At 40.3% G+C, this 26,587-nt stretch carries 24 protein-coding genes and 1 other RNA gene; 22 read left to right on the forward strand and 3 right to left on the reverse strand.

Features of this window, described 5'->3' with window-relative positions; all coding sequences use genetic code 11:
- Nucleotides 1-31 precede the first annotated feature (31 nt).
- Both pbp1a and recU read right to left on the reverse strand, forming a co-directional pair.
- Nucleotides 32-2,296 (reverse strand): penicillin-binding protein PBP1A, encoded by a 2,265-nt coding sequence (gene pbp1a / locus AC4HAJ_RS04725; RefSeq protein WP_491079009.1) that lies wholly within the window; start codon nt 2,294-2,296, stop codon nt 32-34.
- A complete protein-coding gene (recU, locus tag AC4HAJ_RS04730; RefSeq protein WP_491079010.1) occupies nt 2,293-2,901 on the reverse strand; it encodes a Holliday junction resolvase RecU in 609 nt (202 codons plus the stop codon). Before recU ends, pbp1a begins: the two co-directional genes overlap by 4 nt.
- Before the next feature lie 75 nt (nt 2,902-2,976).
- Between recU and AC4HAJ_RS04735 the strand changes: the two genes are divergently transcribed.
- The 5 genes from AC4HAJ_RS04735 to AC4HAJ_RS04755 all read left to right on the forward strand — a co-directional run bounded on the left by AC4HAJ_RS04735 (nt 2,977) and on the right by AC4HAJ_RS04755 (nt 7,135).
- On the forward strand, nt 2,977-3,501 hold the full coding sequence (locus AC4HAJ_RS04735; protein WP_491079011.1) for an SLOG family protein: 525 nt from the start codon (nt 2,977-2,979) through the stop codon (nt 3,499-3,501).
- 99 nt (nt 3,502-3,600) lie between these two features.
- Nucleotides 3,601-3,942 (forward strand): cell division regulator GpsB, encoded by a 342-nt coding sequence (gene gpsB / locus AC4HAJ_RS04740; protein ID WP_491079012.1) that lies wholly within the window; start codon nt 3,601-3,603, stop codon nt 3,940-3,942.
- 19 nt (nt 3,943-3,961) lie between these two features.
- Nucleotides 3,962-4,335, forward strand: an RNA gene (rnpB, locus tag AC4HAJ_RS04745) — RNase P RNA component class B.
- A gap of 78 nt (nt 4,336-4,413) precedes the next feature.
- The gene (locus tag AC4HAJ_RS04750; protein WP_491079013.1) at nt 4,414-5,580 is read left to right on the forward strand and encodes a THUMP domain-containing class I SAM-dependent RNA methyltransferase; all 1,167 of its coding nucleotides are present in this window, start codon (nt 4,414-4,416) and stop codon (nt 5,578-5,580) included.
- A 1-nt stretch (nt 5,581) separates the two neighbouring features.
- A complete protein-coding gene (locus AC4HAJ_RS04755; RefSeq protein ID WP_491079014.1) occupies nt 5,582-7,135 on the forward strand; it encodes a cell division site-positioning protein MapZ family protein in 1,554 nt (517 codons plus the stop codon).
- Between the two features lie 201 nt (nt 7,136-7,336).
- On the opposite strand, the gene AC4HAJ_RS04760 is transcribed toward AC4HAJ_RS04755, so the two are convergent.
- Nucleotides 7,337-7,819 carry an S-ribosylhomocysteine lyase gene (locus tag AC4HAJ_RS04760; protein ID WP_491079015.1) on the reverse strand — a complete coding sequence of 161 codons (483 nt, stop codon included), beginning with the start codon at nt 7,817-7,819 and terminating at the stop codon, nt 7,337-7,339.
- A 255-nt stretch (nt 7,820-8,074) separates the two neighbouring features.
- On the opposite strand from AC4HAJ_RS04760, the gene AC4HAJ_RS04765 reads away from it, so the two are divergent.
- The 17 genes from AC4HAJ_RS04765 to trxB all read left to right on the forward strand — a co-directional run bounded on the left by AC4HAJ_RS04765 (nt 8,075) and on the right by trxB (nt 26,440).
- Nucleotides 8,075-9,682: a ribonuclease Y gene (locus AC4HAJ_RS04765; protein WP_491079016.1), complete on the forward strand. Its 1,608-nt coding sequence runs from the start codon at nt 8,075-8,077 to the stop codon at nt 9,680-9,682.
- Nucleotides 9,683-9,813: 131 nt separating this feature from the next.
- Nucleotides 9,814-11,298 (forward strand): BglG family transcription antiterminator, encoded by a 1,485-nt coding sequence (locus AC4HAJ_RS04770; RefSeq protein ID WP_491079017.1) that lies wholly within the window; start codon nt 9,814-9,816, stop codon nt 11,296-11,298.
- The gene (locus tag AC4HAJ_RS04775) at nt 11,288-11,713 is read left to right on the forward strand and encodes a PTS sugar transporter subunit IIA (protein WP_491079018.1); all 426 of its coding nucleotides are present in this window, start codon (nt 11,288-11,290) and stop codon (nt 11,711-11,713) included. Before AC4HAJ_RS04770 ends, AC4HAJ_RS04775 begins: the two co-directional genes overlap by 11 nt.
- A 23-nt stretch (nt 11,714-11,736) precedes the next feature.
- The gene (locus AC4HAJ_RS04780) at nt 11,737-12,189 is read left to right on the forward strand and encodes a PTS sugar transporter subunit IIA (protein ID WP_491079019.1); all 453 of its coding nucleotides are present in this window, start codon (nt 11,737-11,739) and stop codon (nt 12,187-12,189) included.
- Entirely contained in the window at nt 12,186-12,485 is a 300-nt protein-coding gene (locus AC4HAJ_RS04785) for a PTS sugar transporter subunit IIB (protein ID WP_491079020.1), read from the forward strand. The genes AC4HAJ_RS04780 and AC4HAJ_RS04785 overlap by 4 nt, the downstream gene beginning before the upstream one ends.
- A gap of 20 nt (nt 12,486-12,505) precedes the next feature.
- Complete coding sequence (gene ulaA / locus AC4HAJ_RS04790; RefSeq protein ID WP_491079021.1) at nt 12,506-13,855, forward strand: PTS ascorbate transporter subunit IIC; 1,350 nt, start codon at nt 12,506-12,508, stop codon at nt 13,853-13,855.
- A 217-nt stretch (nt 13,856-14,072) separates the two neighbouring features.
- Nucleotides 14,073-16,058 carry a transketolase gene (tkt, locus tag AC4HAJ_RS04795; RefSeq protein ID WP_491079022.1) on the forward strand — a complete coding sequence of 662 codons (1,986 nt, stop codon included), beginning with the start codon at nt 14,073-14,075 and terminating at the stop codon, nt 16,056-16,058.
- A 156-nt stretch (nt 16,059-16,214) separates the two neighbouring features.
- Complete coding sequence (rsmH, locus tag AC4HAJ_RS04800) at nt 16,215-17,165, forward strand: 16S rRNA (cytosine(1402)-N(4))-methyltransferase RsmH (RefSeq protein WP_491079023.1); 951 nt, start codon at nt 16,215-16,217, stop codon at nt 17,163-17,165.
- Between the two features lie 8 nt (nt 17,166-17,173).
- Nucleotides 17,174-17,509, forward strand: coding sequence for a cell division protein FtsL (gene ftsL, locus AC4HAJ_RS04805; protein ID WP_491079024.1), 336 nt, complete (start codon nt 17,174-17,176; stop codon nt 17,507-17,509).
- A 3-nt stretch (nt 17,510-17,512) separates the two neighbouring features.
- Complete coding sequence (pbp2x, locus tag AC4HAJ_RS04810) at nt 17,513-19,765, forward strand: penicillin-binding protein PBP2X (protein WP_491079025.1); 2,253 nt, start codon at nt 17,513-17,515, stop codon at nt 19,763-19,765.
- A gap of 1 nt (nt 19,766) precedes the next feature.
- The gene (gene mraY, locus AC4HAJ_RS04815; protein ID WP_491079026.1) at nt 19,767-20,792 is read left to right on the forward strand and encodes a phospho-N-acetylmuramoyl-pentapeptide-transferase; all 1,026 of its coding nucleotides are present in this window, start codon (nt 19,767-19,769) and stop codon (nt 20,790-20,792) included.
- 127 nt (nt 20,793-20,919) lie between these two features.
- Nucleotides 20,920-22,263: a DEAD/DEAH box helicase gene (locus AC4HAJ_RS04820; protein WP_491079027.1), complete on the forward strand. Its 1,344-nt coding sequence runs from the start codon at nt 20,920-20,922 to the stop codon at nt 22,261-22,263.
- 222 nt (nt 22,264-22,485) lie between these two features.
- The gene (locus AC4HAJ_RS04825) at nt 22,486-23,319 is read left to right on the forward strand and encodes a transporter substrate-binding domain-containing protein (protein WP_491079028.1); all 834 of its coding nucleotides are present in this window, start codon (nt 22,486-22,488) and stop codon (nt 23,317-23,319) included.
- 120 nt (nt 23,320-23,439) lie between these two features.
- Nucleotides 23,440-24,387: an amino acid ABC transporter permease gene (locus AC4HAJ_RS04830; RefSeq protein WP_491079029.1), complete on the forward strand. Its 948-nt coding sequence runs from the start codon at nt 23,440-23,442 to the stop codon at nt 24,385-24,387.
- Nucleotides 24,387-25,130 carry an amino acid ABC transporter ATP-binding protein gene (locus AC4HAJ_RS04835; RefSeq protein ID WP_491079030.1) on the forward strand — a complete coding sequence of 248 codons (744 nt, stop codon included), beginning with the start codon at nt 24,387-24,389 and terminating at the stop codon, nt 25,128-25,130. The genes AC4HAJ_RS04830 and AC4HAJ_RS04835 overlap by 1 nt, the downstream gene beginning before the upstream one ends.
- An 87-nt stretch (nt 25,131-25,217) precedes the next feature.
- Nucleotides 25,218-25,445, forward strand: a complete 228-nt coding sequence (locus AC4HAJ_RS04840; RefSeq protein ID WP_491079031.1) for a DUF4059 family protein — start codon at nt 25,218-25,220, stop codon at nt 25,443-25,445.
- 77 nt (nt 25,446-25,522) lie between these two features.
- Entirely contained in the window at nt 25,523-26,440 is a 918-nt protein-coding gene (trxB, locus tag AC4HAJ_RS04845; RefSeq protein WP_491079032.1) for a thioredoxin-disulfide reductase, read from the forward strand.
- The last annotated feature ends 147 nt before the right edge of the window (nt 26,441-26,587 follow it).

Here is a 26,587-nt window from a genome sequence, read left to right on the forward strand (position 1 = left end):
AATAAAAAAATTCGGGATTTCCCGAATTTTTTTATTCGAATGATTCTGGCTCAGCTTGATCTTCCTCTTCACCGTCGTCTTGATTAGATGAGCTAGATGACGACTCTTGTGCTTGGGAACTGGAGGATTGAGAAGTGTCATTACCGCTTTGTGAGCTAGAAGATGACGAACCTGATGAAGATGAGCTGGATGATGAGCTAAAGCTAGCTTGATAACCGCTCTTGCTGACAAAGGAACCAGAGCGGTAGACCCCTGCTGGCATAGTCCAGTCATCTGAGCCACTGCCATCTGTTTCAAAGAGATAGCTACTCATTGAGCTGTAGACTAAAGCTGCAATATCAAGGCTAGAACCATAGAGTGGTGTGAGTCGATCCTTATACCCTGTCCATACAGCAATAGAATACATTGGAGTGATTCCGACAAAGGTTTCGTCTGGTGCCATAGTCCCGACAGAGTCACTGTAGACTCCGGTCTTAGATTCGACTTGATACAGTTCATCATCAGAATAGTTAGATGTTCCTGTCTTACCAGCGTTGATAGCTCCTGCTACATTAGCTTTTTCACCTGCACCGGTACCACCATCGAGGACAGATTTGAGCATATCGACCATCATGTATGCTGTGTCTTCAGACATAGCTTGCTTACCTGGTGAGGAGAAGGTTTGGTCAGTGTCATCACTGAATTCAACTTTATTGATGTAGAGTGGTTCATAGTAGGTTCCGCCGTTTGAGAAGGCTGCATAGGCTGCTGCCATCTTTTCAGAGCTAGCACCATACTTTTGGTCTGAACTGCTCGTGTTACTTGAAATGGCATTAGCATAAACTAAATCAGGATATTCAATGCCAAGACCGCCTAAGAAATTTTTGGCCTTGTCGAGACCGACAGCTTCCAGTGTTTTGACGGCTGGGACGTTACGAGATTGCTGGACAGCTGTTTCAATCGAAATGTTGCCTTGATATTTGCGGTCCCAGTTGTAGACAGGCGTTCCTGTTCCAGGGAAGTTATAAGGGCTGTCATCAATGGAAGCTCCTGTTGAATTATAGACGCCATACTCTAGAGCAGGGCCATAATCAGTGATGGGTTTCATGGTAGAACCCCAGTCACGATCGGTTAGTGTAGCTTGGTTGGTTCCCATGGATACACCTTGTCCTTGATGGCGAGCCCCTATTTGGGCAACCACATTACCATTGGATACATCAACAACGGTAGAAGCGACTTGAAGTTTCTTATCTGGATAGGCTACATGATCATCGCTGTTGATAATATCATAGAGTTGCTTTTGTGCATCAGTATCGACGTTGGTATAGACTTTGAGACCAGCGCTATAAACATCAGCTCCTGTTTTGTCAGAAACTTGCTTGACGACTTCCTTAATGTAATTATCTAGGTAGGCATCATAGCTTGATTTTTTAGTCTGAGGGATTAGGCCATCATCGATAGGTGTTGCAACTGCCTTGTCATAGGTGCTTTTATCAATACTACCGACCTCATACATTTCAGAAAGAACGGTATCCCTGCGTTTTTTGGATTGCTCAGGATTGACATAAGGATCATAGAGAGTTGGAGCGTTTGGAAGACCAGCCAAGAGCGCTAATTGAGGAATGGATAGATCTGTTAGGGTTTTACCATAGTAGCCATTGGCTGCTGTCTGCATACCATAGTATCCGTTTCCCATGTAAACCTTATTGACGTAGAATGTTAAGATTTCTTCTTTGCTGTATTTTCTCTCCATTTGGATAGCCAACCAGGCTTCTTGAGACTTACGCTTCAAGGTTCGGTCAGAATTATCAGTTGAGAAATAAGCTAGCTTGATCAACTGTTGGTCGAGAGTCGATCCACCTTGAGTACTTGAGCTAATAAGGTTGTTCCAAGCGGCACCGATGATACGATAAATATCAACACCACGGTGTTTATAGAAACGGTGGTCTTCAATAGCTGTGATGGCATTGACCAAATTGACAGGAATCGTATCTGTCTTAGCGCTGATTCGCTTTTCAGCCCCTAAGTCGGCAATTTTATTATTGTCCTTGTCATAGAGGATGCTAGAATTAGTCGCCACCAACTGTTTTTGAGATAGAGCAGGAGCTGTACTGATATAGTAGGTAAATAAGAGACCACCGGCAATCAAAACAACCAAGAGTAAGGAGAAAAGAATACCAAAGGCATACTTGGCAATCTTTAGGATTCTTTGCTTTCGAGACAATGACCTGTAATTAGAACGAGAACGGCCTGGCTCTTCGGGAACACGTTTCCCAATTCGACTTTTAAGAGAGGAAATAAAATTATTTTTGTTCATACGTCTTTACTTTCATTTAAAAAATAGTGATCAATAGTAGCTAGATAAGGAACCTGTGGGAAAGCACCTTGCTCAAGTTCTATGCCCCTTTTTTTGATATAATCAAGTGGCATAGATTTGCTACCATGGTCTATCTGATAAAAGGAGATCAACTCTTTAGCGGGTAGCAGATAGGTTTGCTTGAGTGTTGAAAAATGTAGGAGTACAAAGCATATACCATCTTGATCAAGGACTTGTTGCATGTGCTTGACTTGGTGAGCATGGAAATTTTTCATAGGCATGGCTGCTTTTTGACGAGTTTCCTTGGCTTCGAAGTCAATATAATGTCCCTTATAGACTCCTGAGTAATCGGTTGTAGATGCTTGCCGGAAGTAAGCTTCCACGATTTTGGCTCGACTTCTTTTAGGATAGTCAACTTTAACGATTTGAACAGGTGTCGGTTTTTTGTGGATGACTGCTATACCATGTGATAGGTAGTAATCATTGGTTTTATTGATTGCCGCTTCAAAGCTCATTCCACGATTAGCAAAATCCGTTGTTTTTTCAATACGATTCGTTGATTGTGTGGCTGGCTTACGAAGCAAGTTATGTGGGTATTTGACCATATTGCTCCTCACCTCTATGGGTAAAACTCCATAATCCCGAATATTATACCATAAAAGCGTAAAGGAATACAGACTATGACTTCAATTCTTGTAGCTGGCTATAAAAGTTTTGAACTTGGCATATTTAATGATAAGGATCCTAAAATATCTGTCATCAAAAAAGCAATCGAAAGAGATCTTCTTAGTTATTGTGATCAGGGCATGGAATGGCTGATTTTTACTGGAAATCTAGGCTTTGAGTACTGGGCTTTTGAGGTGGCGGAGTCTTTAAAGGAGGAGTATGGCTTTCAAACAGCAGCTATTTTTCCTTTTCAGACTCATGGTCAAAATTGGAATGAGTCTAATCAAGAAAAGTTGAGACGTTACCAGCAAGCTGATTTTGTTAAGTATAGTTATGAAGCTTATCATAATCCTAGGCAATTTCGTCAGTACCATCAATTTTTGATTCATAATACTGATCAAGCCTATGTTTTTTACGATGAGGACGCTGGTCAGAGTAAGTTGAACTATTTTATTCAAATGATGCGAGAGACTCAGGGTTATCCAGTTGATTTTTTAACTTTTGATCGGCTCAATGAAATTTTATCTGAGGACCAATGATAAATTCTTGCTTTTTGAAATTATTGACGATATAATTATATCGATTAGTGCTTGTCATCGACAAGTTACAAGATAAATTTGATAGGTATGGAGATAGTAATGGCAAGTATTAATTTTAGCCCAGAAGAAATCGCTGATTATGACTTTAAAAAGAGCATGCGTGGGTATGACAGAGCTGAAATAGACGAATTTTTGGACAGTGTCATTCAGGATTATACGACTTATGCTGCGCAAGTAGCAGCCCTTCGTAAGGAAAATGAGAAGTTGAAGGCCGACTTGAAAAATGCTGAGTCACAACCTTCTACAACAGGGACCTTCTCCTTTGGAAACGATGGAGTGCGTACAGCCAGCGCTGTTTCGGCACAAGCTAGCAATATTGATTTGTTGAAGCGTGTCAGCCGTTTGGAAAAAGAAGTATTTGGTAAACAGATTGTTGACTAATAACTAGGTCAACTGTGCAATTTTTGGATAATCGCATGTCGTCTTTACGGTGGCATGAGGAAAGTCCATGCTAGCACTGGCTGTGATGCCAGTAGTGTTTGTGCTAGGTGAATCCATAAGCCTAGGGATGTCTTAAATGACATTACGGCGGAGTGACAAGGGCTACGTCTGTTGGATAGGTCCTTGTTTCCTGAAAGTGCCACAGTGACGTAGCTTCTTGGGAAACTAAGAAGGTGGAACGCGGTAAACCCCTCAAGCTAGCAACCCAAATATTGGTCGGGGCATGGGATGGCTGGAAGACGAACGGACCATCTCGACTGCTTAGGCAGTAGACAGATGATTATCGAAAGAGATATAGCCTAGTATCTCTGGAACAAAACATGGCTTATAGAGAATTGCATAATAGGTTGTAAAGCTAGCTTAGGCTAGCTTTTATTTGTAAGGTGAACTAAGGACAAGATGGGGAATGTCATGAAGGAACGATTTGAACTTGTAGCAACTGCTGCAGCTGGTTTAGAAGCTGTTGTTGGCCGGGAAATTCGAGACAGAGGAATTGATTGTCAAGTAGAGAATGGGCGTGTTCGCTTTAAGGGAGATGTCCAAACGATTGCTGAAGCTAATCTTTGGCTGCGTGCAGCCGATAGGGTGAAGATCGTCGTTGGCGAATTTGAAGCTAAAACTTTTGAACAACTTTTTCAGGGAGTTTTTGCCTTGGATTGGGAAAAATACCTGCCTCTCGGAGCTAAGTTTCCAGTAGCTAAGGCTAAATCTGTTCGCTCTAAGCTTCATAATGAACCTAGTGTGCAAGCAATTACTAAAAAAGCGATTGTTAAAAAGCTACAAAAATATTACCATCGTCCAGATAGTGTTCCTTTGCCAGAGACCGGAGCGACCTATTCGCTTGAAATCGCTATTCGTAAGGACTGGGCGACGGTCATGATCGATACGACCGGCGATAGTCTTTTTAAGAGGGGCTATCGTACCGATAAGGGGGGCGCTCCTATTAAGGAAAACATGGCGGCTGCTATTTTGCTCTTGTCTAATTGGTATCCTGATAAGCCTCTGATTGATCCAACTTGCGGATCCGGAACTTTTTGTATCGAGGCCGCAATGATTGGGATGAATATTGCGCCTGGTTTCAATCGTAGTTTTGCTTTTGAGTCTTGGAATTGGGTGCCTCACGACTTGGTACAAAAGGTTCGTGATGATGCTGAAGCACAAGCTAACTATGATATTTCTCTTGATATTGAGGGAAGTGATATTGATGCACGTATGGTTGAAATTGCTAAGGCAAATGCTCTGGAAGCGGGTCTTGGAGATGTGATTAAGTTTAAGCAAATGCGGCTTCAAGATTTACATACGGATAAGACCAATGGCGTGCTTGTTTCCAATCCGCCTTATGGTGAGAGACTCCTGAATGACAAAGCGGTTGATATCTTGTATAATGAAATGGGTCAAACTTTTGCGCCATTAGAAACATGGAGCAAGTTTATTTTGACAAATGATGAAAACTTTGAATTAAAGTATGGTAGCCCGGCAACTAAAAAGCGTAAGCTTTATAATGGAACATTGCGGGTGGATCTCTACCAATATTTTGGTAGGAGACAGAAACGATTAGATAGTATCGGAAAGGATTGATATGGATAAGGACGAGAAGAACCTCGAGTTTGAGGATGCTAAAGATCTAACCATTCAAGATGCTCTGAAAAAGCATAAGGAAATTGAAGCTGGTATTACTCCAGAAGATAGCGTCTTGGATAAATATATTAAGCAAAATCCGGAAAAGGTTGCTGCTCAAAAATATTCAGGAAAGCTCTCAGATTTCAACGGTATTGATACATCATCATTAGATACCTTTATTCAGCGCCAAAAAGAAGATTTAGTTGATAAAGGATTGTTGAACTCTACTGAAGGTCCTGCTAGTTCGGTCAGTCCTCAGTCATCTGAGGTGGCGACAGCAGATTTTCCTGATTCGGAAGTTCAAGAGGCTCCCTCTTCAATAGAAGAGGGAGTGGCTCAGCAAGCGGCACCAAGTGAGATTGTCATACCTGATGAGGAAAAAGCTGTTCCTGCTTCTTTGAATCTAAGATCAGAGCAGCCTAGAAACGATGCATTAGATGATGAGGACACGTACGGTTTTTATGAGGAAGACCGTAAGGCTTCTAAGAAAAAAGTCATTGCGATCACATCGGGGATCTTGGTCTCTGCTATTGTTTTGCTAGGCTTGGGCTATGGTCTTAATACTTGGAATAATAATTCCAAAACAACTGTTAGCTCACAAACGTCTTCTAGTGATTCTGGTAAGAGTGACTACCAAGCCTTTGAGAAGACCTATAATTCGTTTTTTATCGATAAGGATCAGACGGAGCTAGATAATGATAAATTCTCTGAGATAGATGATTTAGAGAATCAGCTCAATGCCCTAAAAGGGACATCTTATTACGATGATGCGAAAACGGATTTTGATAATTTAGATCAGCAGGTCACAGCTATTAAGACCATCAATGGTCTCTTTAATAAGGATATTATCGTAGATGGCGCTCTTGTCAAAAAGGTTAGTGTCAAGAAGTCTGCTAATTTTGATAACCTGTCTGATGATGTGCTGAAGACTGGTAATGCTAAATTGGATAAATTAATCCAAAAAGCCATTGCTGAGGGTAAGAAACAGTTGAAAGCTTCTAAGAATAAGAAGACTTCAAGCGCTAATAAGCAGGGAGCATCAGGTAATGGATCTGCTCAGGCAACGCCTGCGCCGTCTAGTCCATCCTCTTCAGCACCAAGCCAAGGTGGTGGTAGCTCAAATCCAGGATCTGGATCAGGCTCTGGTTCAGGTTCAACGCCATCGGCACCAGCTGCCAAGGGAAATATTCGCCAAGCAGGTATTACGAACTATGATCCTGCTATTCTGCAGCGTGATCGCAGTCGTGTTCCCTATAATGCGACAGTCGTCCAAGATGTTAACAATACAGCTTGGATATTCGGAGAAGGTGTTCTAGAAAAGATTATTGCAACTGCTCAGCAGCGTGGACATTTTACTGGTAATAATTTTATTTTAGAGCCTGTAAATATTATCAATGGGCATGGCTATTACAACATGTATAAGGCTGATGGGACTTATCTTTTCAGTATCAATGCACAAACTGGATACTTCTTTGGTAATGCCAAGGGTCGTGCTGATAAGGCCGATTACTAAAATCTTGATAAACTGCAAAAGAGTCTGGAAAAATCCAGACTCTTTTGTATTGTACTAGAATTATCGGACTGATACCGTGCTTGGAGATTAGACTTGTTGCCTTCGTTCAGTCTTATGAACAGCTTATTAGAGATTTCACATTAATGGATCACCGCTGTTTGACTTTTTGCGATTGTGTAAAGTAGATAAAGGGGAATTCTTTTAAACGATATGGCGCTTAAAAGGATCGTCTGAGATTCCTTGTGATAAAATCAATTTTACCCATTCTTTGGCAGAGTGAAGGCTGTGATCTTTGTAGTTGCCGCAAGACTCAATCGTTGTTCCTGGGACATCTTCCCAAGTGACTTGATTGGCGATGGCTTCTAAGGATGAGGTGATGACTTTTGCGATTTTGTTGGCATCTTGTTTACCCCAAAAAATCATATGAAAACCTGTGCGGCAGCCAAAAGGTGAGCAGTCGATTAAACCGTCCATGCGTTGGCGGATGAGCTTGGCTAGTAGGTGCTCAATAGTGTGTAGTCCAGCTGTATCAATGGCATTTTCATTAGGTTGGACTAGGCGGAGATCAAAGTTTGTAATAGTGTCCCCCAAAGGGCCTTGCTCTTCCGAAATAAGTCTAACATAAGGTGCTTTTACAGCAGTGTGGTCTAGTTCAAAACTTTCAACAGTAACTTCTTTTGACATAGCTATCGTCCTTTCAGCAATCTATTTTTCTTATCATAACATAATCTGGTCAATTGTGCTTATGGAGACGAGGAGAACTTGGTTTAAGTGGTGAGTTTTTCGTCTTTTAAGCGTTTCTCTTGTTTTTGTATAGATCTCTTTCTCAAAATCTGCGACATATAGGAGTTTTATCAGATTATTGAGTTATTCTCTTAAATGTGGTAGACTTAAGGTTAGCCTTTTAAGGAAAAAATGTATTAGAGTTGAGGTTAAAACATGCTAGAAACTATTTTAGCGCTTGTTGCGATCCTCATCGGTTTAGTGATTGGCTATGTTGCTATGATGGCTAAGACTAAGGCAGATCGTGAAGCTGCAGCCTTGGTCCTTGCAAATGCTGAGCAAGAAGCTGTAACGATCCGTGAAAAAGCCAAGGATGACGCTGACGCTATGCAGCAAACAGCGCAGTTGGACATCAAGGCGGAACGTAAAGCTATGCTTCTTGATGCTAAGGAAGAAGCCAGAAAATATCGCGAAGAAGTTGATAAAGAATTTAAGTCTGATAAACAAGAGTTGAAGCAGATGGAGTCGCGTCTGAGCGAACGTGCGACTAGTCTTGATCGCAAGGATGAGAATTTGTCTAGCAAAGAAAAAGTGTTGGACAGTAAGGAACAAAGTCTTTCAGATAGATCTAAACATATAGATGAGCGAGAGGCAAAAATCGCAAAAATCGAAGAAGATAAACAAGCTGAGTTGGAACGAATCGCTAACTTATCGGCTGAGGAAGCCAAAGCAATTATCTTGGCTGATACAGAAAAAAATCTGACCCAAGATATTGCGACTCGCATTCGAGAAGCAGATGAGGAAGTGTCACGCTCAGTGGATAATAAGGCTAAGAGTATGTTAGCTCAAGCTATGCAACGCTTGGCTGGTGACTATGTGGCTGAACAAACGATTACGACAGTGCATCTGCCTGATGACAGCATGAAGGGGCGCATTATTGGTCGTGAAGGACGCAATATTCGAACCTTGGAAAGCTTGACAGGGATTGATATTATTATTGATGATACACCGGAAGTGGTTGTCCTTTCAGGCTTTGATCCTATCCGTCGTGAGATTGCTCGGATGACCCTGGAAGCCCTTATTCAAGACGGACGTATTCATCCTGCTCGGATTGAGGAGCTGGTTGAAAAAAATCGGCGGGAAATGGATAATCGCATTCGTGAAGCGGGTGAGGCTGCTGCATATGAGATTGGGGCACCTAATCTACATCCAGATCTTATTAAGATTATGGGACGTTTGCAGTATCGGACGTCCTATGGTCAAAATGTTCTTCGGCATTCTGTTGAGGTTGGTAAGTTGGCTGGCATTTTGGCTGGAGAACTTGGTGAGAATGTTGCCTTGGCTCGTCGAGCAGGGTTCTTGCACGATATGGGAAAAGCCTTGGATCGCGATCTAGAGGGTAGCCATGTTGAGATTGGAACTGAATTTGCTAGAAAGTACAAGGAAAATCCTGTTGTTGTCAATGCGATTGCTAGCCACCACGGGGATGTTGAGCCTGAGAGTGTTATTGCAGTTCTGGTTGCAGCTGCGGATGCGCTCAGCTCAGCTCGTCCAGGGGCTCGCAATGAATCTATAGAAAACTATATTAAACGTTTGCGTGATCTGGAAGATATAGCTTCTAGCTTTGAAGGTGTTGAGTCGAGTTTTGCTCTGCAAGCCGGTCGTGAAATTCGTATCATGGTGCAACCTGGAAAAGTCTCAGACGATGAGGTTACGATCTTGTCGCATAAGGTTCGTAAAAAAATTGAGGATAATCTTGACTATCCCGGTAATATCAAAGTTACTGTTATTCGTGAATTACGGGCTATTGATTATGCTAAGTAAGAAAAAGGTTCCTAATCCAGTGAGGATAGGAACCTTTTTAAGTAGATAATTGTCCAGAGCAGTGGACAAAAAAAGAGTCATATCTTCTAATTGATAGAGTAAAATAAAGGTATAGATGAGGATGATACATTATGGTGAAATTGAAGCAAAGTGATTTATTGACAATACTGATTGATAGAAATGGTTATATTACAGCTGAAGAGTTGTCCAGGCGATTGGATGTTTCATCAAAAACTATATATCGCTTAGTAAAAAAGATTAATGCGACTGAAGAGAGTGGAGAACTTATCCACTCTGAATCAGGAAAGGGCTTGAAACTTAATAAAAATTTGTATTATCAACATCTAGGAAATTTTCATTCAACTCAAGAAGAATTTTCAACTGAAGAAAGACGTAATAAAATGTTGGAACATTTGTTGCTGATTTCTCCCCACTCTGTATCAATTTATGAGATGGTAGAAAAGTTTTTTGTGTCGGAATCTGTTCTGTTAAAAGATAAGAGAGAAATTCAGAGAAAAATTGATGACTATCATTTAAAGTTGATAATCAGTCATGGTGAAATATCGATTGTTGGTGATGAATTCAATTTACGAAGTGCTATCGCTGATTTGGTTGCCACCTTTAGCTTGATTGACTTGGAGAACTTGAGTCTCTCAAATACTGATAAAAGTATTGATTATGATCTTGCGAGATTTATCTTATCTGAAATCAATCAAATAGAAATTGATTTGAATGTTTCTATCCCTTATCCCTATAATGTTAATATATTTTCACATCTTTATATAATGGTTGTTAGAAGTAAGCGGTTTAGAAGTATCCCTAATAATGCATATGTCAATATTTCTAGTATTGAATTTTTTGAAGATAATAGTTTAAAGACTGAGAGTCAAAAGGTGATCGATGATCTTTCTCTTTTTGTTGGGTTTTCTATAGCTGAGGAAGAGGTTTACTATTTATATCGCTATCTTATTTCTTCTAGGATGCAGGTAAATAATGAAGAGGTAGATGTTTATTTTCCTAAAATAGTATATGGGGTAACTCGATTTTATTTTGATAATATCACTTTTTTGAAAGAAAAGTTGATATTGGATAAAGATACTATCTTCACAGATTTAGCTAATCATATTAGTCCAATGTTAAAACGATTGGATAATAAGATTCGTATAAAAAATGTCATGCTAGATGAGATAAAAAGAAATTATCGAGAAATCTTTTTAGAATTAGAGAGTTTATCCTTAAAGGTCGCTGATAAGTATGCTATAGGTTCTATCAATCAAGATGAAATAGGTTTCCTTGTTCTGTACTTTGTCCGTTTTAAAGAGATGATTAGAGAGCCTATCAAAGTTTTATTGATGTGCTCATCAGGCATTGGGATATCACAATTATTGAAAGTTAAAATTGAAAATAATTTTAAAAACATTGATATACTTGAGGTTACTTCGAGTTCAAAGTTTCAGGACGCATTAGAAAGGTATCCTGAAACAGATTTAGTGATATCTAGTATTAATTCTGAAATTTCAATTCCAGTGGCAAGTATTTTGGTAAGCGCAATGCTAACGGCTGAAGATCAGAGAAGAATTAGAAATGCAATAGAAGAGATATACTATGGTAGATAATCATAATCTGTTTAAAATTTTTTATAATCAAAATTTGCAGAGTCGGCATGAAGTATATAATTTTTTAGCAACCTATCTTTGTAGGGAGAATGATTATCTGTCTCATAGTGATGTTGTTGAAGCATTTCTTGCGAGGGAGGCTGTTGGAAATATACAGATTGCTAAAAATACTGTACTCCCACATTTTGAGAGTCATAATGCTAACAATCAAGTGATAATAATTAGATTACATTCCCCAATATCTTCTTGGTCAAGTGATATTGATGATATACGATTAGTTGTTGCGATTACCTTTAATCGTAATGAAAGTCGAGAGCGGTGCCTGACGGATTTTATCATGAAATTGGTAGATGATAGTTTTATTGATTATTTGTTAAATGAGGAAGTAATTAATAGAAATAAATTACTAGATTAATCAGTTATTAGAGGAGTGGTTTTATGCTAGAAAAAATGTTGACAAAAGATGTCATAATCTTTAGGGATAGTGTTGAGGACTGGGAGGAGGCGATACGAGTGGCTGCACACCCTTTATTGATTAATAAAAAAATTGAAAATAGGTATGTGCAAGCGATGATTGATAAAGTGAAAGAGTTCGGACCCTTTATACATATTGGAGATCATTTAGCTATGCCTCATGCAGGATCAGATGAGGGGGTGTTAGAAAAAGGGATTTCAATTTTAAAAGTTAGTCAACCAGTTAATTTATTGCATGATTCAAGTCATCCTATCAGTGTTTTTGTTTGTTTGGCAGCTAGTGATGCTAACTCTCATTTAGAAGCTTTGAGAGAATTGACGACAGTTCTATCTAAAAAAGAGAGTCTACAAGCTTTGCTTGATGCACAAAATGAAAATGAGATAATGAATTTATTTGTAGAAGGAGAAGCAAAATGAAAATTTTAGCAGTATGTCAAAGTGGATTAGGAACAAGTTTTATGGTTCAAATGAATATTGAGTCAGCTTTAAGTTCACTTGGTGTAGAAGAGAGTGATTTTGAGGTTAATCACTCTGATTCTGGTAGTGTTAGCGGTGATATGGCTGATTATTTCTTTGCTGAAAAGACATTAGTACCAGCTCTTACTAATCTACCTAATGAAAAAATAATTCCGTTAAATTCCATCATTGATGCTGATGAAATTAAAGAGAAAGTAATTCAAGTCCTTGATCAAAATGGAATTGCTCATACTTGAAGCAAAAGAGGTGATCTATCATGAAGGCTATTCTTAATTTATTTGTATCTATAGTGACTCAACCAGCGATTTTAGTTGCTTTGATTGCATTGATTGGACTAATTCTTCAGAAAAAGAAATTTTCAGATATAATGTCTGGGACTATTAAAACAGTTGTCGGTTTCTTGGTATTAACCGGTGGCGCTGGAATACTGCAAAGTTCTCTTGAGCCGTTTGCAAAGATGTTTCAGGTTGCTTTAAATACGCAAGGTGTGGTTCCTAGTAATGAAGCTGTGGTAGCTATTGCCCTTAAAGATTATGGGAGTCAAACTGCCTTGATTATGTTTGTTGGTATGATAGTTAATATTTTATTAGCTAGATTTACTAAATTTAAATATCTGTTTTTAACAGGTCAGGCAATGATGTATGTTTCTTGTATCACAGCGGTTATACTTATTAGTGCTGGTATAAAGGTGGATGCTGTAGTTATTCTCCTAGGTGGTTTATTTGAAGGAACTCTATTAACGATTACCCCAGCTTTATGTCAGCCTTTCATGAAAAAAATAACGGGTAATGATACTGTGGCTATGGGGCATACTGGTAATATTGGTTATGCTATTTCAGGTTGGATTGGTAAAGTGTTTGGTGACAGTAGCAAATCAACTGAGGAGATAAATGTTCCGCAATCATTTGGATTTTTAAGAGATTCTACAGTGTCAATTATGCTTTTGATGAGTGTGGTCTATATTGTTTTAGCGATTGTAGCGGGTCCACATTATGTAGAGAACGAATTAAGTAATGGAACTAGCTCGTTTGTTTATGCTATTATCCAAGCCGGAACTTTCACAGCAGGTTTTGTGGTTGTACTCCAAGGAGTGCGTATGGTTCTTGCTGAAATTGTTCCAGCCTTTCAAGGTATCGCAAAAAAATGGGTTCCAAATTCAAAGCCAGCTTTGGATGTTCCTATCATCTTTTCCTATGCGCCTAATGCTGTACTAATCGGTTTCTTTACAAGTTTTATTATGGGTACATTGTCTATGCTAGCTATGATAGGATTGCACACAACTGTTATTATTCCAGGTGTTGTTGGTCACTTTTTCTGTGGTGCTGCAGCTGGAGTATTTGGTAATTCAACTGGTGGTAGACGTGGAGCGGTTTTAGGTTCTGCAGTTAATGGATTGCTATTAAGCTGGTTGCCATTATTTATTTTGCCACTGTTGGGTACTTTGAACGTAGCTGCTTCAACTTTTGCAGATACCGATTATCTTATTCCTGGATATATCTTAGGTAAATTAGGTGGATTTGGATCAGGAATCCTTGTTTTAGGAATTTTATCTTTTGTTGTTATTACAGTACTGATCGGTACTTTAATAAAACCTAAGTCTGAGTAAATAGTTATTGTATCTACTATTAGACTGTTATTCGTGAATTACGGGCTATTGATTATGCTAAGTAAGAAAAAGGTTCCTAATCCAGTGAGGATAGGGGCTTTTTTGTGATTGTCAGTGAAATATTGCAGTGAAAATCATTATAATTTATGCTACAATAGGGACAGTAATGTATGGTTGTTGAGGCTAGTCCTCATGAAGTAGAAAGGTCGTTTTCTTTATGACATTTGATAAGATTGATCAGCTTGCTGTCAATACCGTTCGTGCTCTCTCAGTAGAAGCGATTCAAGCGGCTAATTCTGGTCACCCTGGTTTGCCAATGGGGGCTGCTCCAATGGCTTATGTGCTGTGGAACCATATTATGAATGTGAATCCTAAGACCAGTCGCAACTGGACAAATAGAGACCGCTTCGTCTTGTCTGCAGGTCATGGGAGTGCTTTACTCTATAGCTTACTCCATTTATCAGGTTATGATGTGAGCATGGATGATTTAAAGCAGTTTCGTCAGTGGCAATCTAAGACGCCAGGACATCCAGAGGTTAATCATACTGATGGTGTTGAAGCGACTACAGGGCCGCTGGGGCAAGGGATTGCCAATGCTGTTGGTATGGCAATGGCGGAAGCTCACCTGGCTGCTAAGTATAATAAACCGGGATATGAGATCGTTGATCATTATACTTTTGCTTTGAATGGTGATGGTTGTTTGATGGAAGGTGTCAGTCAAGAGGCTGCTAGTCTAGCAGGGCATTTGAGACTTGGTAAATTGATACTTCTTTATGATTCAAATGATATTTCTCTTGATGGCCCTACTTCTATGGCCTTTACTGAAGATATTAAAGGAAAATTTGAAGCCTATGGTTGGCAGCATATCCTTGTTGAAGATGGTAATGATCTAGAAGCTATTGAAGCAGCTATCAAGGCTGCTAAGGCTGAAAAAGAGAAACCGTCTATCATCGAAGTCAAGACAGTTATTGGTTACGGAGCTGAGAAGCAAGGAACCTCAGCTGTTCATGGTGCTCCGCTAGGTTCTGAGGGTATTGATTATGCTAAGAAAGCTTGGGGTTATGACTATCCTGCTTTTACAGTTCCGGAGGCAGTGGCTAAACGTTTTGAAGTCGGTATTAAGTTTCGTGGTGAGGCGGCGGAAAATGCTTGGAATACGCTCTTTGCAGAATACGAAAAGGAATATCCAGAATTAGCCAATGATTATAAGGAAGCCTTTAGCGTCAAGCCAGATGTCGTTGAGTTGCAAGCCCATGAAGTTGGGACTTCTGTAGCTAGCAGAGTTTCAAGTCAAGCGGCTATCCAACAAATTTCTAAGCAGCTAGGTTATTTCTGGGGAGGTTCAGCGGATCTGTCTGCTTCCAATAATACCATGGTCAAGGATGAAACAAACTTCCAAGCGGATAATTATGCGGGGCGTAATATCTGGTTTGGTGTACGCGAATTTGCTATGGCAGCTGCTATGAATGGGATTGCTCTTCATGGCGGATCACGTGTATATGGCGGTACTTTCTTTGTTTTCTCTAACTATTTATTACCAGCTGTTCGTATGGCAGCCCTTCAAAGTCTTCCAACGATTTATGTCATGACCCATGACTCTGTTGCTGTTGGTGAGGATGGTCCAACGCATGAGCCAGTAGAGCAGTTGGCTAGCGTGCGCTCGATGCCTAATCTAAATGTTATTCGTCCAGCAGATGGAAATGAAACGAATGCTGCATGGCAGCGTGCTTTGGCGGAGACGAATCGTCCAACCATGTTGGTTTTGACCCGGCAAAATTTGCCTGTCCTGTCAGAAACCAAGGAGCTAGCTAAAGATGGCGTCAATAAGGGAGCTTACATCATTTCTGAAGCCAAAGGAGATCTTGATGGTATTCTTATTGCGACAGGATCTGAGGTTAAATTGGCTCTGGACACGCAAGAAATTCTTGAAAAGGAAGGTAAGCATGTGCGTGTCGTTTCGATGCCATCGCAAAATCTTTTTGATGAGCAAGGTGCTAGTTATAAGGAAAGTGTCTTGCCAAGGACAGTTACTAAGCGTTTAGCTATTGAAGCAGCCTCTAGCTTTGGCTGGGGTAAGTATGTTGGTCTTAATGGTAAAGTTCTTTCTATTGATACCTGGGGGGCATCTGCTCCGGGTGCTAAGATCTTTGAGGAGTACGGATTTACAGCTGAGCATGCTGCCGATCTTTATAGATCACTATAAAGAGACGTTAAAGAGGCTGAGACAAAAGTTCTCAGCCTTATTTATTTGGTCCATTTTAGAGTGGTTGGATATCTTTATCTTGGAGTGTGCTCTTATTTTACTTGGTCAGGTAGAATAATGGGACATAAGTCTCTAATTTATGGTAGAATAAAAGTTATGGCAAATGAATTTCATCATGTGACAGTTCTTCTTCATGAGACCGTTGAAATGCTGGCTATTAAGCCAGATGGTGTCTATGTTGATGCTACTTTAGGAGGAGCAGGTCATAGTCGCTATCTGCTGTCTCAGTTGAATGAGCAGGGGCATCTTTATTGTTTCGATCAGGATCAGGCAGCTCTTGATTATGCTCAAATAGCCTTGAGGGATTATGTGGATCGAGGGATGGTGACCTTTATCAAGGATAATTTTCGCCATTTGTCCTATCGACTGGCTCAAGAAGGAGTTCAAGTCATTGATGGCATTGTGTACGACTTAGGTGTATCTAGCCCTCAGTTGGATGAGCGTGAGCGTGGCTTTTCTTATAAAAAGGATGCCCCTCTCGATATGAGGATGAACCGTGACGCTAGTCTGACGGCATATGATGTTGTTAACACTTATGATTATCATGATCTTGTGAAAATCTTCTTTAGATATGGGGAGGATAAGTTTTCCAAGCAAGTGGCTCGAAGGATTGAGCAGGCTAGACTTGCTAAGCCGATTGAGACAACGACAGAGTTGGCAGACATTATTAAATCTGCTAAGCCGGCTAAGGAACTAAAAAAGAAGGGGCATCCGGCCAAGCAGATTTTTCAAGCTATTCGTATTGAGGTCAATGATGAGCTAGGAGCAGCAGCGGAGTCTATCCAGCAGGCCTTGGAACTTCTGGCGGTGGATGGTCGTATCTCTGTTATTACTTTTCATTCGTTAGAGGATCGTTTGGTTAAGCAATTGTTTAAGGAAGCTTCAACAGTAGAGGTTCCCAAGGGCTTGCCCTTTATTCCAGATGAGCTGCAACCAAAGGTAAAAATTGTTAATCGTAAACCAATTTTGCCATCAGATATAGAGTTAGGTGAAAACAATAGAGCCCATTCTGCTAAATTGCGGGTGGCTGAAAAAATTCGAAGGTAGGGGAGTGTATGGCTAGAGATAAGCGAGAAGAGCGTGCGATACGAGAAGCGTTTCAGCGGCGTTTTCGCCAGTTTTCTAGATTAGAGATTGCTTTTTATGGCTCCATTATTTTGGCTGCTATTTTGATGGCTGTGAGTACTATTTATTTGCAGAGTCGCAATCTGCAAGTCAAGCAGGAAATTACAGAAATCAATAGCCAAATCAATGAAGAAGAAACGTCTCTCAATAATGCTAATCAGGAAGTCAATGAATTGAGTCGTTCGGACCGGATTACTAAGATAGCTGAAAAAGCAGGCTTGACGATTGATAATGAACATATTGAAAATATTGGGAGTGAAGACTAGGGCATGAGACGATTACTCAATAGATTTTTAAGCTTTGCAACGACAGATCGTCGAACGCCTCAGGTCAATCGTGAGCGTGTTGGACAGAATCTGATGATTACAGCTGTTTTTATCTTTTTTGTCTTTATTATTAACTTTGCCATTATCATTGGGACAGATAGTAAATTTGGGGTGGATCTCTCCAAAAATGCTAAAGATGTCTATCAAATGACCTTGACTAAGGCTGCTAGACGTGGTTCTATCTATGACCGAAATGGCCGGGCTATTGCTGAAAATTCAACGACCTATACGGTGTATGCCATCGTTGATAAAAATTATGTTTCTGCCTCTCAAGAAAAGCTTTATGTTCAACCTAGTCAGTATCAGGCTCTGGCGGGTATTCTAAAAGATGAGTTGGGAGTCAAAACAGATTATAGTATCAAGCAGTTGGGTCAGGACAAGTTGACTCAAGTCTACTTTGGCTCTAAGGGAGCTAAATTGTCTTACAGTAAGATGCGCTCTATTCAAAAAAAGGCTAAGAAGGCTGGAATCAAAGGGATAAGCTTTGATGAGACTGCTAGCCGTATCTATCCTAATGGGGCTTTCGCATCTGAATTTATCGGGATTGCACAGGCTCAAAACGACAATAAGGGCGACGTCACACTTGTTGGATCGACTGGTCTTGAATATTCTATGAATGATACATTGTCTGGAACAGACGGTCAGATTACTTATGAAAAAGATGAGAATGGTAATCTCCTCTTTGGAACTGGGAAAACTGTCAAGGATACTATTGATGGTCGGGATGTTTATACGACTCTGGATTTGACCTTGCAAAACTTCCTTGAGAAGAAGATGGATAAGTTCATGGAAGACGCCGGTGGTGCTACAGAAGCTAGTGCGACTCTGGTCAATTCTAAGACTGGTGAAATTTTAGCAACAACTCAGCGCCCAACCTACAATGCCGATACTCTTGAGGGTATGAGCGAGGATGGCTACAACTGGCTCAATATGCTCTATGAGAATAATTTTGAGCCTGGTTCAACTATGAAGGTGATGCTTTTGGCATCAGCCATCAATGAGGGTGCTTTTAATCCTAATAAGACCTATTTTAACGGAAATGGTATCAAGATAGCTGATGCTGAGATCAATGACTGGGCTATCAATAGCGGTAGTTCTGCTGGTCAGACAATGACCTTGGCTCAGGGCTTTGCTTATTCTTCAAATGTGGGTATGACTATGATTGAGCAAGATCTCGGTGATGAGACTTGGGGAAATTATCTGTCTAAATTCCGCTTTGGCCTTCCGACGCGTTTTGGTATGTTGGGCGAGGCCTCTGGTCTAGTATCGCTTGATAATAAAGTGACAGCAGCCATGTCTTCCTTTGGTCAAGGGGTGTCTGTTACAGAAGCACAGATGCTAAGAGCTTTCTCAGCTATTTCCAATGACGGTAAGATGTTAGAACCACGTTTTATTAGCCAGGTTTATGATCCTTCTGATAATACGAGCCGTATTAGCAAGACAGAGGTGGTAGGAAATCCTGTCTCAGCCTCTGCTGCTAAAGAAACACGTGATTATATGGTTACAGTTGGTACGGATCCTGAGTATGGAACGCTCTATGCTAAAGGTGAAGGGCCGATTATCAAGGTTGGTGATCAGTCTGTTGCGGTAAAATCTGGTACTGCCCAGTATGCGACTAAGGATGGCGGTTATGCTCAAGGTGAGCATGACTATATCTATTCAGTGGTTGCTATGGTACCTTCTGAGGACCCTCAGTTTACTATGTATGTGACGCTGAAAAAGCCTAAGAAATGGAGCGGTATGTACTGGCAAGACGTGGTCAATCCGGTTATGGAACAGGCTATGTTGATGCAAGATGAGCTGGTCTCTACTTCAGCGGTTAACTCAGCTTCTGCTGAGACTAAGTATAAGATGCCAGACTTTAAAGGGGGAAATGCTGGTGATGCAGCAGTGACCCTGCGTCAAAATCTTGTGCATGTTGTACCGGTTGGTACTGGCAGTAAGGTCAAGGAAAGCTCAGTTAGTCCGGGTACTAATTTGAAGTCTGGTGATCAAGTGCTCTTGTTGACTGATAAGCTGGATAAGTTACCTGATATGTATGGCTGGACTAAGGCTAATGTTGATGCTTTTGCCAAGTGGCAGGGTATAGAGATTAGTTACAAGGGATCTTCATCGGGTAGTGTTGTCAAGCAAAATATCGACTCAGAAACAAAGATTAATAAAGTTAAAAAATTAACGATTACACTAGGAGATTAATATGTTAGTCACATTGATTGGAGCGGGCTTGCTGGCCTTTATACTGACGGTTGTAGGCATGCCTTTCTTCATTAAATTTTATCAGGCCAAAAAGATTGCTGGTCAGCAGATGCATGAAGATGTTAAGCAGCACATGGCTAAAGCCGGTACACCAACCATGGGGGGGACTGTTTTTCTTCTAGTCGCTACCTTGGTGAGTCTGTTGTTGATGGGCTATCAGTCCTTACTAGGCCATCAGACTGGTCCCTTGGGGGCGACGGCTGGTATTTTGTCTGTTATTGTGATTTATGGGATCATTGGCTTTTTGGACGATTTTTTGAAGATTTTTAAAAAAATCAATGAAGGATTGACTCCTTGGCAAAAGATGATTTTACAGATTGCAGCCGGCTTGATTTTTTACTTTTCACACTTACGGCCGAGTGGCACTGACAGTGTCAATGTCTTCGGTTATCATCTTCATTTAGGGCTTTTCTATCTCTTCTTTGTGCTTTTTTGGGTTGTTGGATTTTCCAATGCGGTCAACTTAACAGATGGGATCGATGGCTTGGCTTCTATATCGGTCGTGATTAGCTTGATGGCTTATGGTATCATTGCCTTCGTTCAAAAGCAATTTGATATTTTGGCCTTGATTGTTATCATGATTTTTTCCCTGCTAGGTTTCTTTGTCTTTAACCATAAGCCTGCTAAGGTTTTTATGGGAGATGTTGGTAGTTTGGCTCTGGGGGCTATGCTGGCTTCTTTGTCTATTGTTCTTCGGCAAGAATGGACCTTGTTGGTTATTGGTTTTGTATATGTTTTAGAAACTGCTTCGGTCATGATTCAAGTGACCTATTTCAAATATACTAAGCGTAAATATGGAGAAGGTCGTCGAATTTTTCGTATGACACCATTTCATCATCACCTAGAATTGGGTGGTTTGAGCGGAAAAGGTGGGACTTGGAGTGAGTGGAAGGTTGATGCCTTCCTCTGGTCTTTAGGTGGTCTAACTAGTCTGATTGCCCTAGGTATCTGGTGGCTGGTTAAATAAAGAGTGAAAAGTGTCCAGGAAGGATGCTTTTTCTTCTGTTCTTCCCTATTAGCCTGATATTTTTGATATAATGAGAAGGCTTTTGTACAGTAATGAAAGGGGATTCCCCCTAGTAAATGAGGTTATCATGAGTTTTAAAGACTATAATTTTAAATCATATATCAATGCTGCCCTTCAAAAGATGGGCTTTCAAGAGCCAACCGAGGTTCAGGCGCAGTTAATTCCTGTGATTCGATCAGGGCGAAACCTAGTTGGTGAGTCAAAGACTGGTTCTGGGAAAACGCATACTTTCTTGTTGCCGATTTTTGAAAAGTTGGATGAGGCTAGAGGTGAGGTTCAAGCTGTTATTACCGCACCTAGTCGTGAGTTAGCTAGGCAAATTTATGAAGCTGCTAAAGTGATAGCTGCTGAGTCTAGTCAGGAGATCCGTCTGGTAAATTATGTGGGTGGAACGGATAAACTTCGCCAAATTGATAAATTGCAGGTTAGTCAGCCTCAGATCGTGATTGGGACACCTGGACGAATCTATGACTTGATTAAATCAGGCTATCTAGATGTGCATAAGGCTGAGACCTTTGTCGTAGATGAAGCTGATATGACATTGGATATGGGCTTTTTGGATCATGTTGATAGGATTGCAGCTAGTTTACCCAGTCAGATCCAATTTTTAGTTTTTTCAGCAACCATTCCGCAAAAGTTGCAACCTTTTTTGAAAAAATATCTGACCAATCCTGTTATGGAGAAGATCAAGACACAGACAGTTATTGCAGATACTATAGACAACTGGTTGCTTTCGACCAAGGGGCGTGATAGAAATAGCCAAATTTTGGAAATTTTAAAACAGTTAAATCCTTACATGGCGATGATCTTTGTTAACACTAAGGAACGTGCGGATGATTTGCACCATTATTTGGTCTCTAATGGGCTTAAGGTTGCTAAAATTCATGGGGATATTCCTCCAAGAGAGCGTAAGCGGACGATGAATCAGATCAAGCGACTAGAGTTTGAATATATTGTTGCAACAGACCTAGCTGCGCGTGGTATTAATATTGAAGGGATTAGTCATGTCATTAATGACGCTATTCCCCAAGACCTATCCTTCTTTATTCATCGTGTCGGTCGTACAGGGCGTAATGGTTTGCCTGGTACTGCTATTACGCTCTATCAGCCGAGTGATGATAGTTATATCCGTGATCTTGAAAAGATGGGGATTCGCTTTGTTCCTAAAGTGTTAAAGAATGGTGAATTTCAGGATACTTATGATCGTGATCGCCGAGTTAATCGTGAAAAAGCTTATCAAAAATTAGATACTGAGATGATTGGTCTGGTTAAGAAGAAAAAGAAAAAAATCAAACCGGGCTATAAGAAAAAAATACAATGGAAGGTAGATGAAAAGCGTAAGCGCAACCGTAGAGCTGAGGCTAGGGCTAAGGGACGTGCCCAGCGTAAGGCGAAAAAACAGACCTTTTAAGTCAGTGGCAAAGTTGGACTGAGCAATCTCATCCCTCGTTTGAGGTATGTCTTGGTCAATGAAGCCTATGGTGTGTCGGTGATTGTTTCTAAAAGGGTGGAACATTTGTTCCACCCTTTTATTGGGGAATAGTTCTTAACTATCAGCTGATAAAAAAATGTTACTATTCAAATAGTGTCTGGCGTGTTAGACTTAAAATTAGAAGAATGAAGGAGACAGCATATGCGATTAAAAAAATTACTAGTGTTTACAGTCTTAGTGGGGATAGCTGCAGTGACGCTGGTAGCTTGCTCTTCAAAGGGGTCTAATGCCAGTAAGAAGGAAACTGTGGTCATTGCGACAGATTCGGATACAGCGCCATTTACCTTTCGAGATAAAAATAACAATCCTACAGGATTTGACATAGAGGTTATGAAGGCTGTTTTTAAGGATTCAGATAAGTATGAAGTCAGTTTTGAAACGACTAAATTTGACTCTATTTTATCTGGTATTGATACAGGGCGGTATCAAATTGCAGCTAATGACTTTAATTACAATGAGGAACGTGCTAAAAAATATCTCTTTTCCGACGCTGTTTCTCTCTCTAACTATGCGATTGTAACCAAGTCTGGAACCAAGTATGACAGCTTTGAAGATCTCTCTGGTAAGTCCACAGAAGCTCTGTCTGGTTCTAATTATGCTCAGGCTCTGGAAAAATGGAATGAAGATCATCCTGACAAGGATCTTATTACAGTTAATTATGTGGATGGGAGTACTGGTTTGACATCACGCCTGCAAGATCTGTCTAGTGGTAAAATTGATTTTATTTTTTACGATCAAATCTCATCTACCTATGCTTCAGAAAGCCAAAACTTTAACTTTCAGGTTACCCCGCTTAAGGACAAAATCGGTAGCGATAAGGATGGTAAGGAATACTTCTTATTTGCTAAAACAGAAAAAGGTAAAGAAATACAAAGTTTTGTCAATAAACGTCTGAAGGAATTACGCAAAGATGGAACTCTTAAGAAGCTAAGTGAAAAGTACTTTAAGGGAGATTATGTGTCTTCTTTAAAATGAGATAGAAAGAAGCTATCAGGTCATAGCTTCTTTTTATCTCTTATTTAGGATTAACTATTTTACAGGTCTTATTAGGGGTGGTAAAATGAGAGAATAGCTAAACAGGTAATAGGAGAAAGTATGGCAAACAAGCAGAAAACGTCAGAAAAAGTAACTCGTGTTGATTCTGGTGAGCAAATATTTTGGAAATCAGAACTTGGTAAAACACTGATCTTTTTATTTTTATTTGTGATTAGTATCTTTGTAGGGACTCTGCTATGGAGATTTTTAATTGATTCAGGTATCTACGATGGCTTTGTTAATCTCTTTCCAGAGACTAGGAGTGATAATTTTACAGCTTACTTTAGTATTCGTGAAGTTTTTGCTGCTATTCCTAGTATCATACATTACCTACCGACAACTTTGTGGTTAACTGTGGTTGGGGCTTTGATCGCCTTGGTGCTAGGATTAGTCTTTGCCTTGGTAAAGATTAACCGTGTTCCAGTTCTTTATCAGATTCAAGCGGTCTTTGTTAGCTTTTTGAGGGGGACACCGGTTTTAGTTCAACTGATGATTTCCTTCTTTGGTATTCCCTTGTTTTTACGTTACATGCATGATATGCATGGATGGACAGTTAATGTCAATAAGATTCCTAATTTTATCTATGTTGTCATTGCCTTTGGGTTTAATGAGGCAGCTTATGTGAGTGAAACTCTCCGAGCGGCTATTCAAGCTGTTAGCTCAGGTGAAATCGAAGCGGCTAAGAGTCTGGGGATGACTAATATTCAAATTTATCGTCGAGTGATTATTCCTAATGCAGCTGTTATTGCAACGCCAACGCTTATCAATACGCTGATTGGGATGACTAAGGGAACTTCATTGGCTTTTAGTGCTAGTATTGTAGAAATGTATGCCCAAGCGCAAGTCATTGCCGGTCGTGATTTTCGTTATTTTGAGCGCTATATTGCTGTAGGACTTATTTACTGGTTCTTAAGCATTATTACTGAGAATGTTGGTCGGTATATTGAGAAACGCTTGTCTATTCCAGATCCTGAAGATAAGCTTGTTGAGGAAGGAGATTTGCGCTAATGATTAAGATTACCAACTTAACAAAAGCTTTTTCTGGTCAAAAGGTTTTAGATGGTCTTGATTTAGAAATTAAAAAAGGAGAAGTTATTGCCCTTGTCGGTGCATCTGGTGCAGGTAAGTCTACTTTCTTACGAAGTTTGAATTATTTGGAAGAGCCAGATTCTGGAAAGATTGAAATCGATGATTTCAAAGTTAATTTTGAAACGATTACTAAGGATGAGATTCTGACCTTGCGTCGGAAATTGGCAATGGTTTTTCAGCAATTCAATCTTTTTGAGCGTCGCACAGCCCTAGATAATGTTAAGGAAGGTTTAAAAGTTGTTAAGAAGCTTTCTAATGCTGAAGCGACAGATATTGCCAAGGAGGAATTGCGTAAGGTTGGTCTATCAGATCGGGAAAATCACTATCCCCGTCATTTATCTGGTGGACAAAAGCAGCGGGTGTCTTTGGCACGTGCTCTGGCGATGAAGCCAGATGTTCTTCTTTTAGATGAGCCAACATCAGCGCTTGATCCAGAGTTGGTTGGAGAGGTTGAAAAATCAATTCTCGATGCTGCTAAATCAGGACAAACTATGGTATTGGTTAGTCACGATATGAATTTTGTGGCACAGGTTGCGGACAAGGTTCTGTTTCTTGATAAGGGGCATGTACTTGAGCAAGGAAGTCCCGAAGAACTCTTTAATCATCCTAAGGAAGAGCGGACTAAGGAATTTTTTGCTAGTTACAAAAAATCTTACGTTTGATATAATAAGGAGACTTATTATTTGACTAACCATCAAAAGAGAGGCTAGGCGGTTCTCTCTTATTTTGGTGGTATAAAGGACTGTGGGATGTTAAAAGATATTTTTAGTTTCTATATTCAGGGGTTGATTTCAGCAGTGATTTTTACGGTTTTAGCCCTGATTTTTTGGTTGGTTTATCGCGCACTCAAGCAAAAAGATAAGACAGTGAAGGCCCGTCAAAATGCTCTATATGATGGCATTATGATGGTGATGGTTTCGATTCCGATCTTGTCTTTTGCTTTTTTGGCAATTATCATTATGGTTAAATCGAGTTAGTGACTATTGTTGAATATTTGACAGATGCGATGTAGTGGTTGATGTTAGCCTAACATTGTATAAAAGGAGTATGATTTATGTTGTATGATACATTAATTATTGGATCGGGACCTGCCGGTATGACAGCGGCTCTTTATGCTGGTCGTAGCAATCTTAAAGTTGGGATTGTTGAGCAAGGGGCACCGGGAGGACAGATGAATAATACATCTGATATTGAAAATTACCCTGGTTATGAGGCTATCTCAGGGCCTGAGCTATCCATGAAAATGTATGAGCCCTTAGAAAAATTTGGGGTAGAAAATATTTATGGCATCGTTGAAAGAATTGAAGATCATGGGGACTTTAAGCGCGTGGTAACGGCTGAGGAGCACTATGATGCTAAGACAATTATTCTGGCAACGGGTGCTAAGCACCGTCTCCTTGAGGTACCTGGTGAAGATACTTATAATAGTCGTGGTGTATCCTATTGTGCGGTTTGTGATGGTGCTTTTTTCCGTGACCAAGAGCTTTTGGTCGTTGGTGGCGGCGACTCAGCTGTTGAGGAGGGACTTTATCTGACTCAATTTGCTAAAAAAGTAACGATCGTTCATCGCCGTGATGAACTCCGTGCTCAAAAGATTCTTCAGGACCGTGCCTTTGCTAATGAAAAGGTCGATTTTATCTGGGATTCAGTAGTTGAAGCAATCAAGGGTGATGATGTCAAGGTTCGCTCGGTAGCTATCAAAAATGTTAAGACTGGACAAGTGACTAATCATGATTTTGGTGGTGTTTTCATCTATGTTGGTTTAGATCCTGTTTCAGGTATGGTAGCTGACTTAGGTATTACTGATCAAGCAGGGTGGGTCATTACTGATGAGAAAATGAGGACCAGTCGCCCAGGTATTTATGCGATCGGAGACCTTCGTCAAAAAGATTTGCGGCAAATTACAACAGCTGTTGGTGATGGTGCCATCGCTGGCCAAGAGGTTTATAATTATATTGCCGAATTGGGCTAAGTTTGCAGGATTGTCTGGCAAAGCCTTTGTTTAACGGGTATCTTTGAGCATCCCATCTGGGGGTGCTTTTTTCTTATTGTTGGAATTGTGCTATAATATGACCTATACTTTAGAAGGAGAAAAGGATTTGAACCTTTAGCCTGTCTG

It is taken from the genome of Streptococcus sp. ALY_211 (assembly GCF_058314555.1).

Bases quoted from the DNA above. Each gene is read 5' to 3' on its own strand.
- pbp1a (WP_491079009.1), bottom strand. From the start codon at position 2,296: ATGAACAAAAATAATTTTATTTCCTCTCTTAAAAGTCGAATTGGGAAA.
- recU (WP_491079010.1), bottom strand. From the start codon at position 2,901: ATGGTCAAATACCCACATAACTTGCTTCGTAAGCCAGCCACACAATCA.
- AC4HAJ_RS04735 (WP_491079011.1), top strand. From the start codon at position 2,977: ATGACTTCAATTCTTGTAGCTGGCTATAAAAGTTTTGAACTTGGCATA.
- gpsB (WP_491079012.1), top strand. From the start codon at position 3,601: ATGGCAAGTATTAATTTTAGCCCAGAAGAAATCGCTGATTATGACTTT.
- AC4HAJ_RS04750 (WP_491079013.1), top strand. From the start codon at position 4,414: ATGAAGGAACGATTTGAACTTGTAGCAACTGCTGCAGCTGGTTTAGAA.
- AC4HAJ_RS04755 (WP_491079014.1), top strand. From the start codon at position 5,582: ATGGATAAGGACGAGAAGAACCTCGAGTTTGAGGATGCTAAAGATCTA.
- AC4HAJ_RS04760 (WP_491079015.1), bottom strand. From the start codon at position 7,819: ATGTCAAAAGAAGTTACTGTTGAAAGTTTTGAACTAGACCACACTGCT.
- AC4HAJ_RS04765 (WP_491079016.1), top strand. From the start codon at position 8,075: ATGCTAGAAACTATTTTAGCGCTTGTTGCGATCCTCATCGGTTTAGTG.
- AC4HAJ_RS04770 (WP_491079017.1), top strand. From the start codon at position 9,814: ATGGTGAAATTGAAGCAAAGTGATTTATTGACAATACTGATTGATAGA.
- AC4HAJ_RS04775 (WP_491079018.1), top strand. From the start codon at position 11,288: ATGGTAGATAATCATAATCTGTTTAAAATTTTTTATAATCAAAATTTG.
- AC4HAJ_RS04780 (WP_491079019.1), top strand. From the start codon at position 11,737: ATGCTAGAAAAAATGTTGACAAAAGATGTCATAATCTTTAGGGATAGT.
- AC4HAJ_RS04785 (WP_491079020.1), top strand. From the start codon at position 12,186: ATGAAAATTTTAGCAGTATGTCAAAGTGGATTAGGAACAAGTTTTATG.
- ulaA (WP_491079021.1), top strand. From the start codon at position 12,506: ATGAAGGCTATTCTTAATTTATTTGTATCTATAGTGACTCAACCAGCG.
- tkt (WP_491079022.1), top strand. From the start codon at position 14,073: ATGACATTTGATAAGATTGATCAGCTTGCTGTCAATACCGTTCGTGCT.
- rsmH (WP_491079023.1), top strand. From the start codon at position 16,215: ATGGCAAATGAATTTCATCATGTGACAGTTCTTCTTCATGAGACCGTT.
- ftsL (WP_491079024.1), top strand. From the start codon at position 17,174: ATGGCTAGAGATAAGCGAGAAGAGCGTGCGATACGAGAAGCGTTTCAG.
- pbp2x (WP_491079025.1), top strand. From the start codon at position 17,513: ATGAGACGATTACTCAATAGATTTTTAAGCTTTGCAACGACAGATCGT.
- mraY (WP_491079026.1), top strand. From the start codon at position 19,767: ATGTTAGTCACATTGATTGGAGCGGGCTTGCTGGCCTTTATACTGACG.
- AC4HAJ_RS04820 (WP_491079027.1), top strand. From the start codon at position 20,920: ATGAGTTTTAAAGACTATAATTTTAAATCATATATCAATGCTGCCCTT.
- AC4HAJ_RS04825 (WP_491079028.1), top strand. From the start codon at position 22,486: ATGCGATTAAAAAAATTACTAGTGTTTACAGTCTTAGTGGGGATAGCT.
- AC4HAJ_RS04830 (WP_491079029.1), top strand. From the start codon at position 23,440: ATGGCAAACAAGCAGAAAACGTCAGAAAAAGTAACTCGTGTTGATTCT.
- AC4HAJ_RS04835 (WP_491079030.1), top strand. From the start codon at position 24,387: ATGATTAAGATTACCAACTTAACAAAAGCTTTTTCTGGTCAAAAGGTT.
- AC4HAJ_RS04840 (WP_491079031.1), top strand. From the start codon at position 25,218: ATGTTAAAAGATATTTTTAGTTTCTATATTCAGGGGTTGATTTCAGCA.
- trxB (WP_491079032.1), top strand. From the start codon at position 25,523: ATGTTGTATGATACATTAATTATTGGATCGGGACCTGCCGGTATGACA.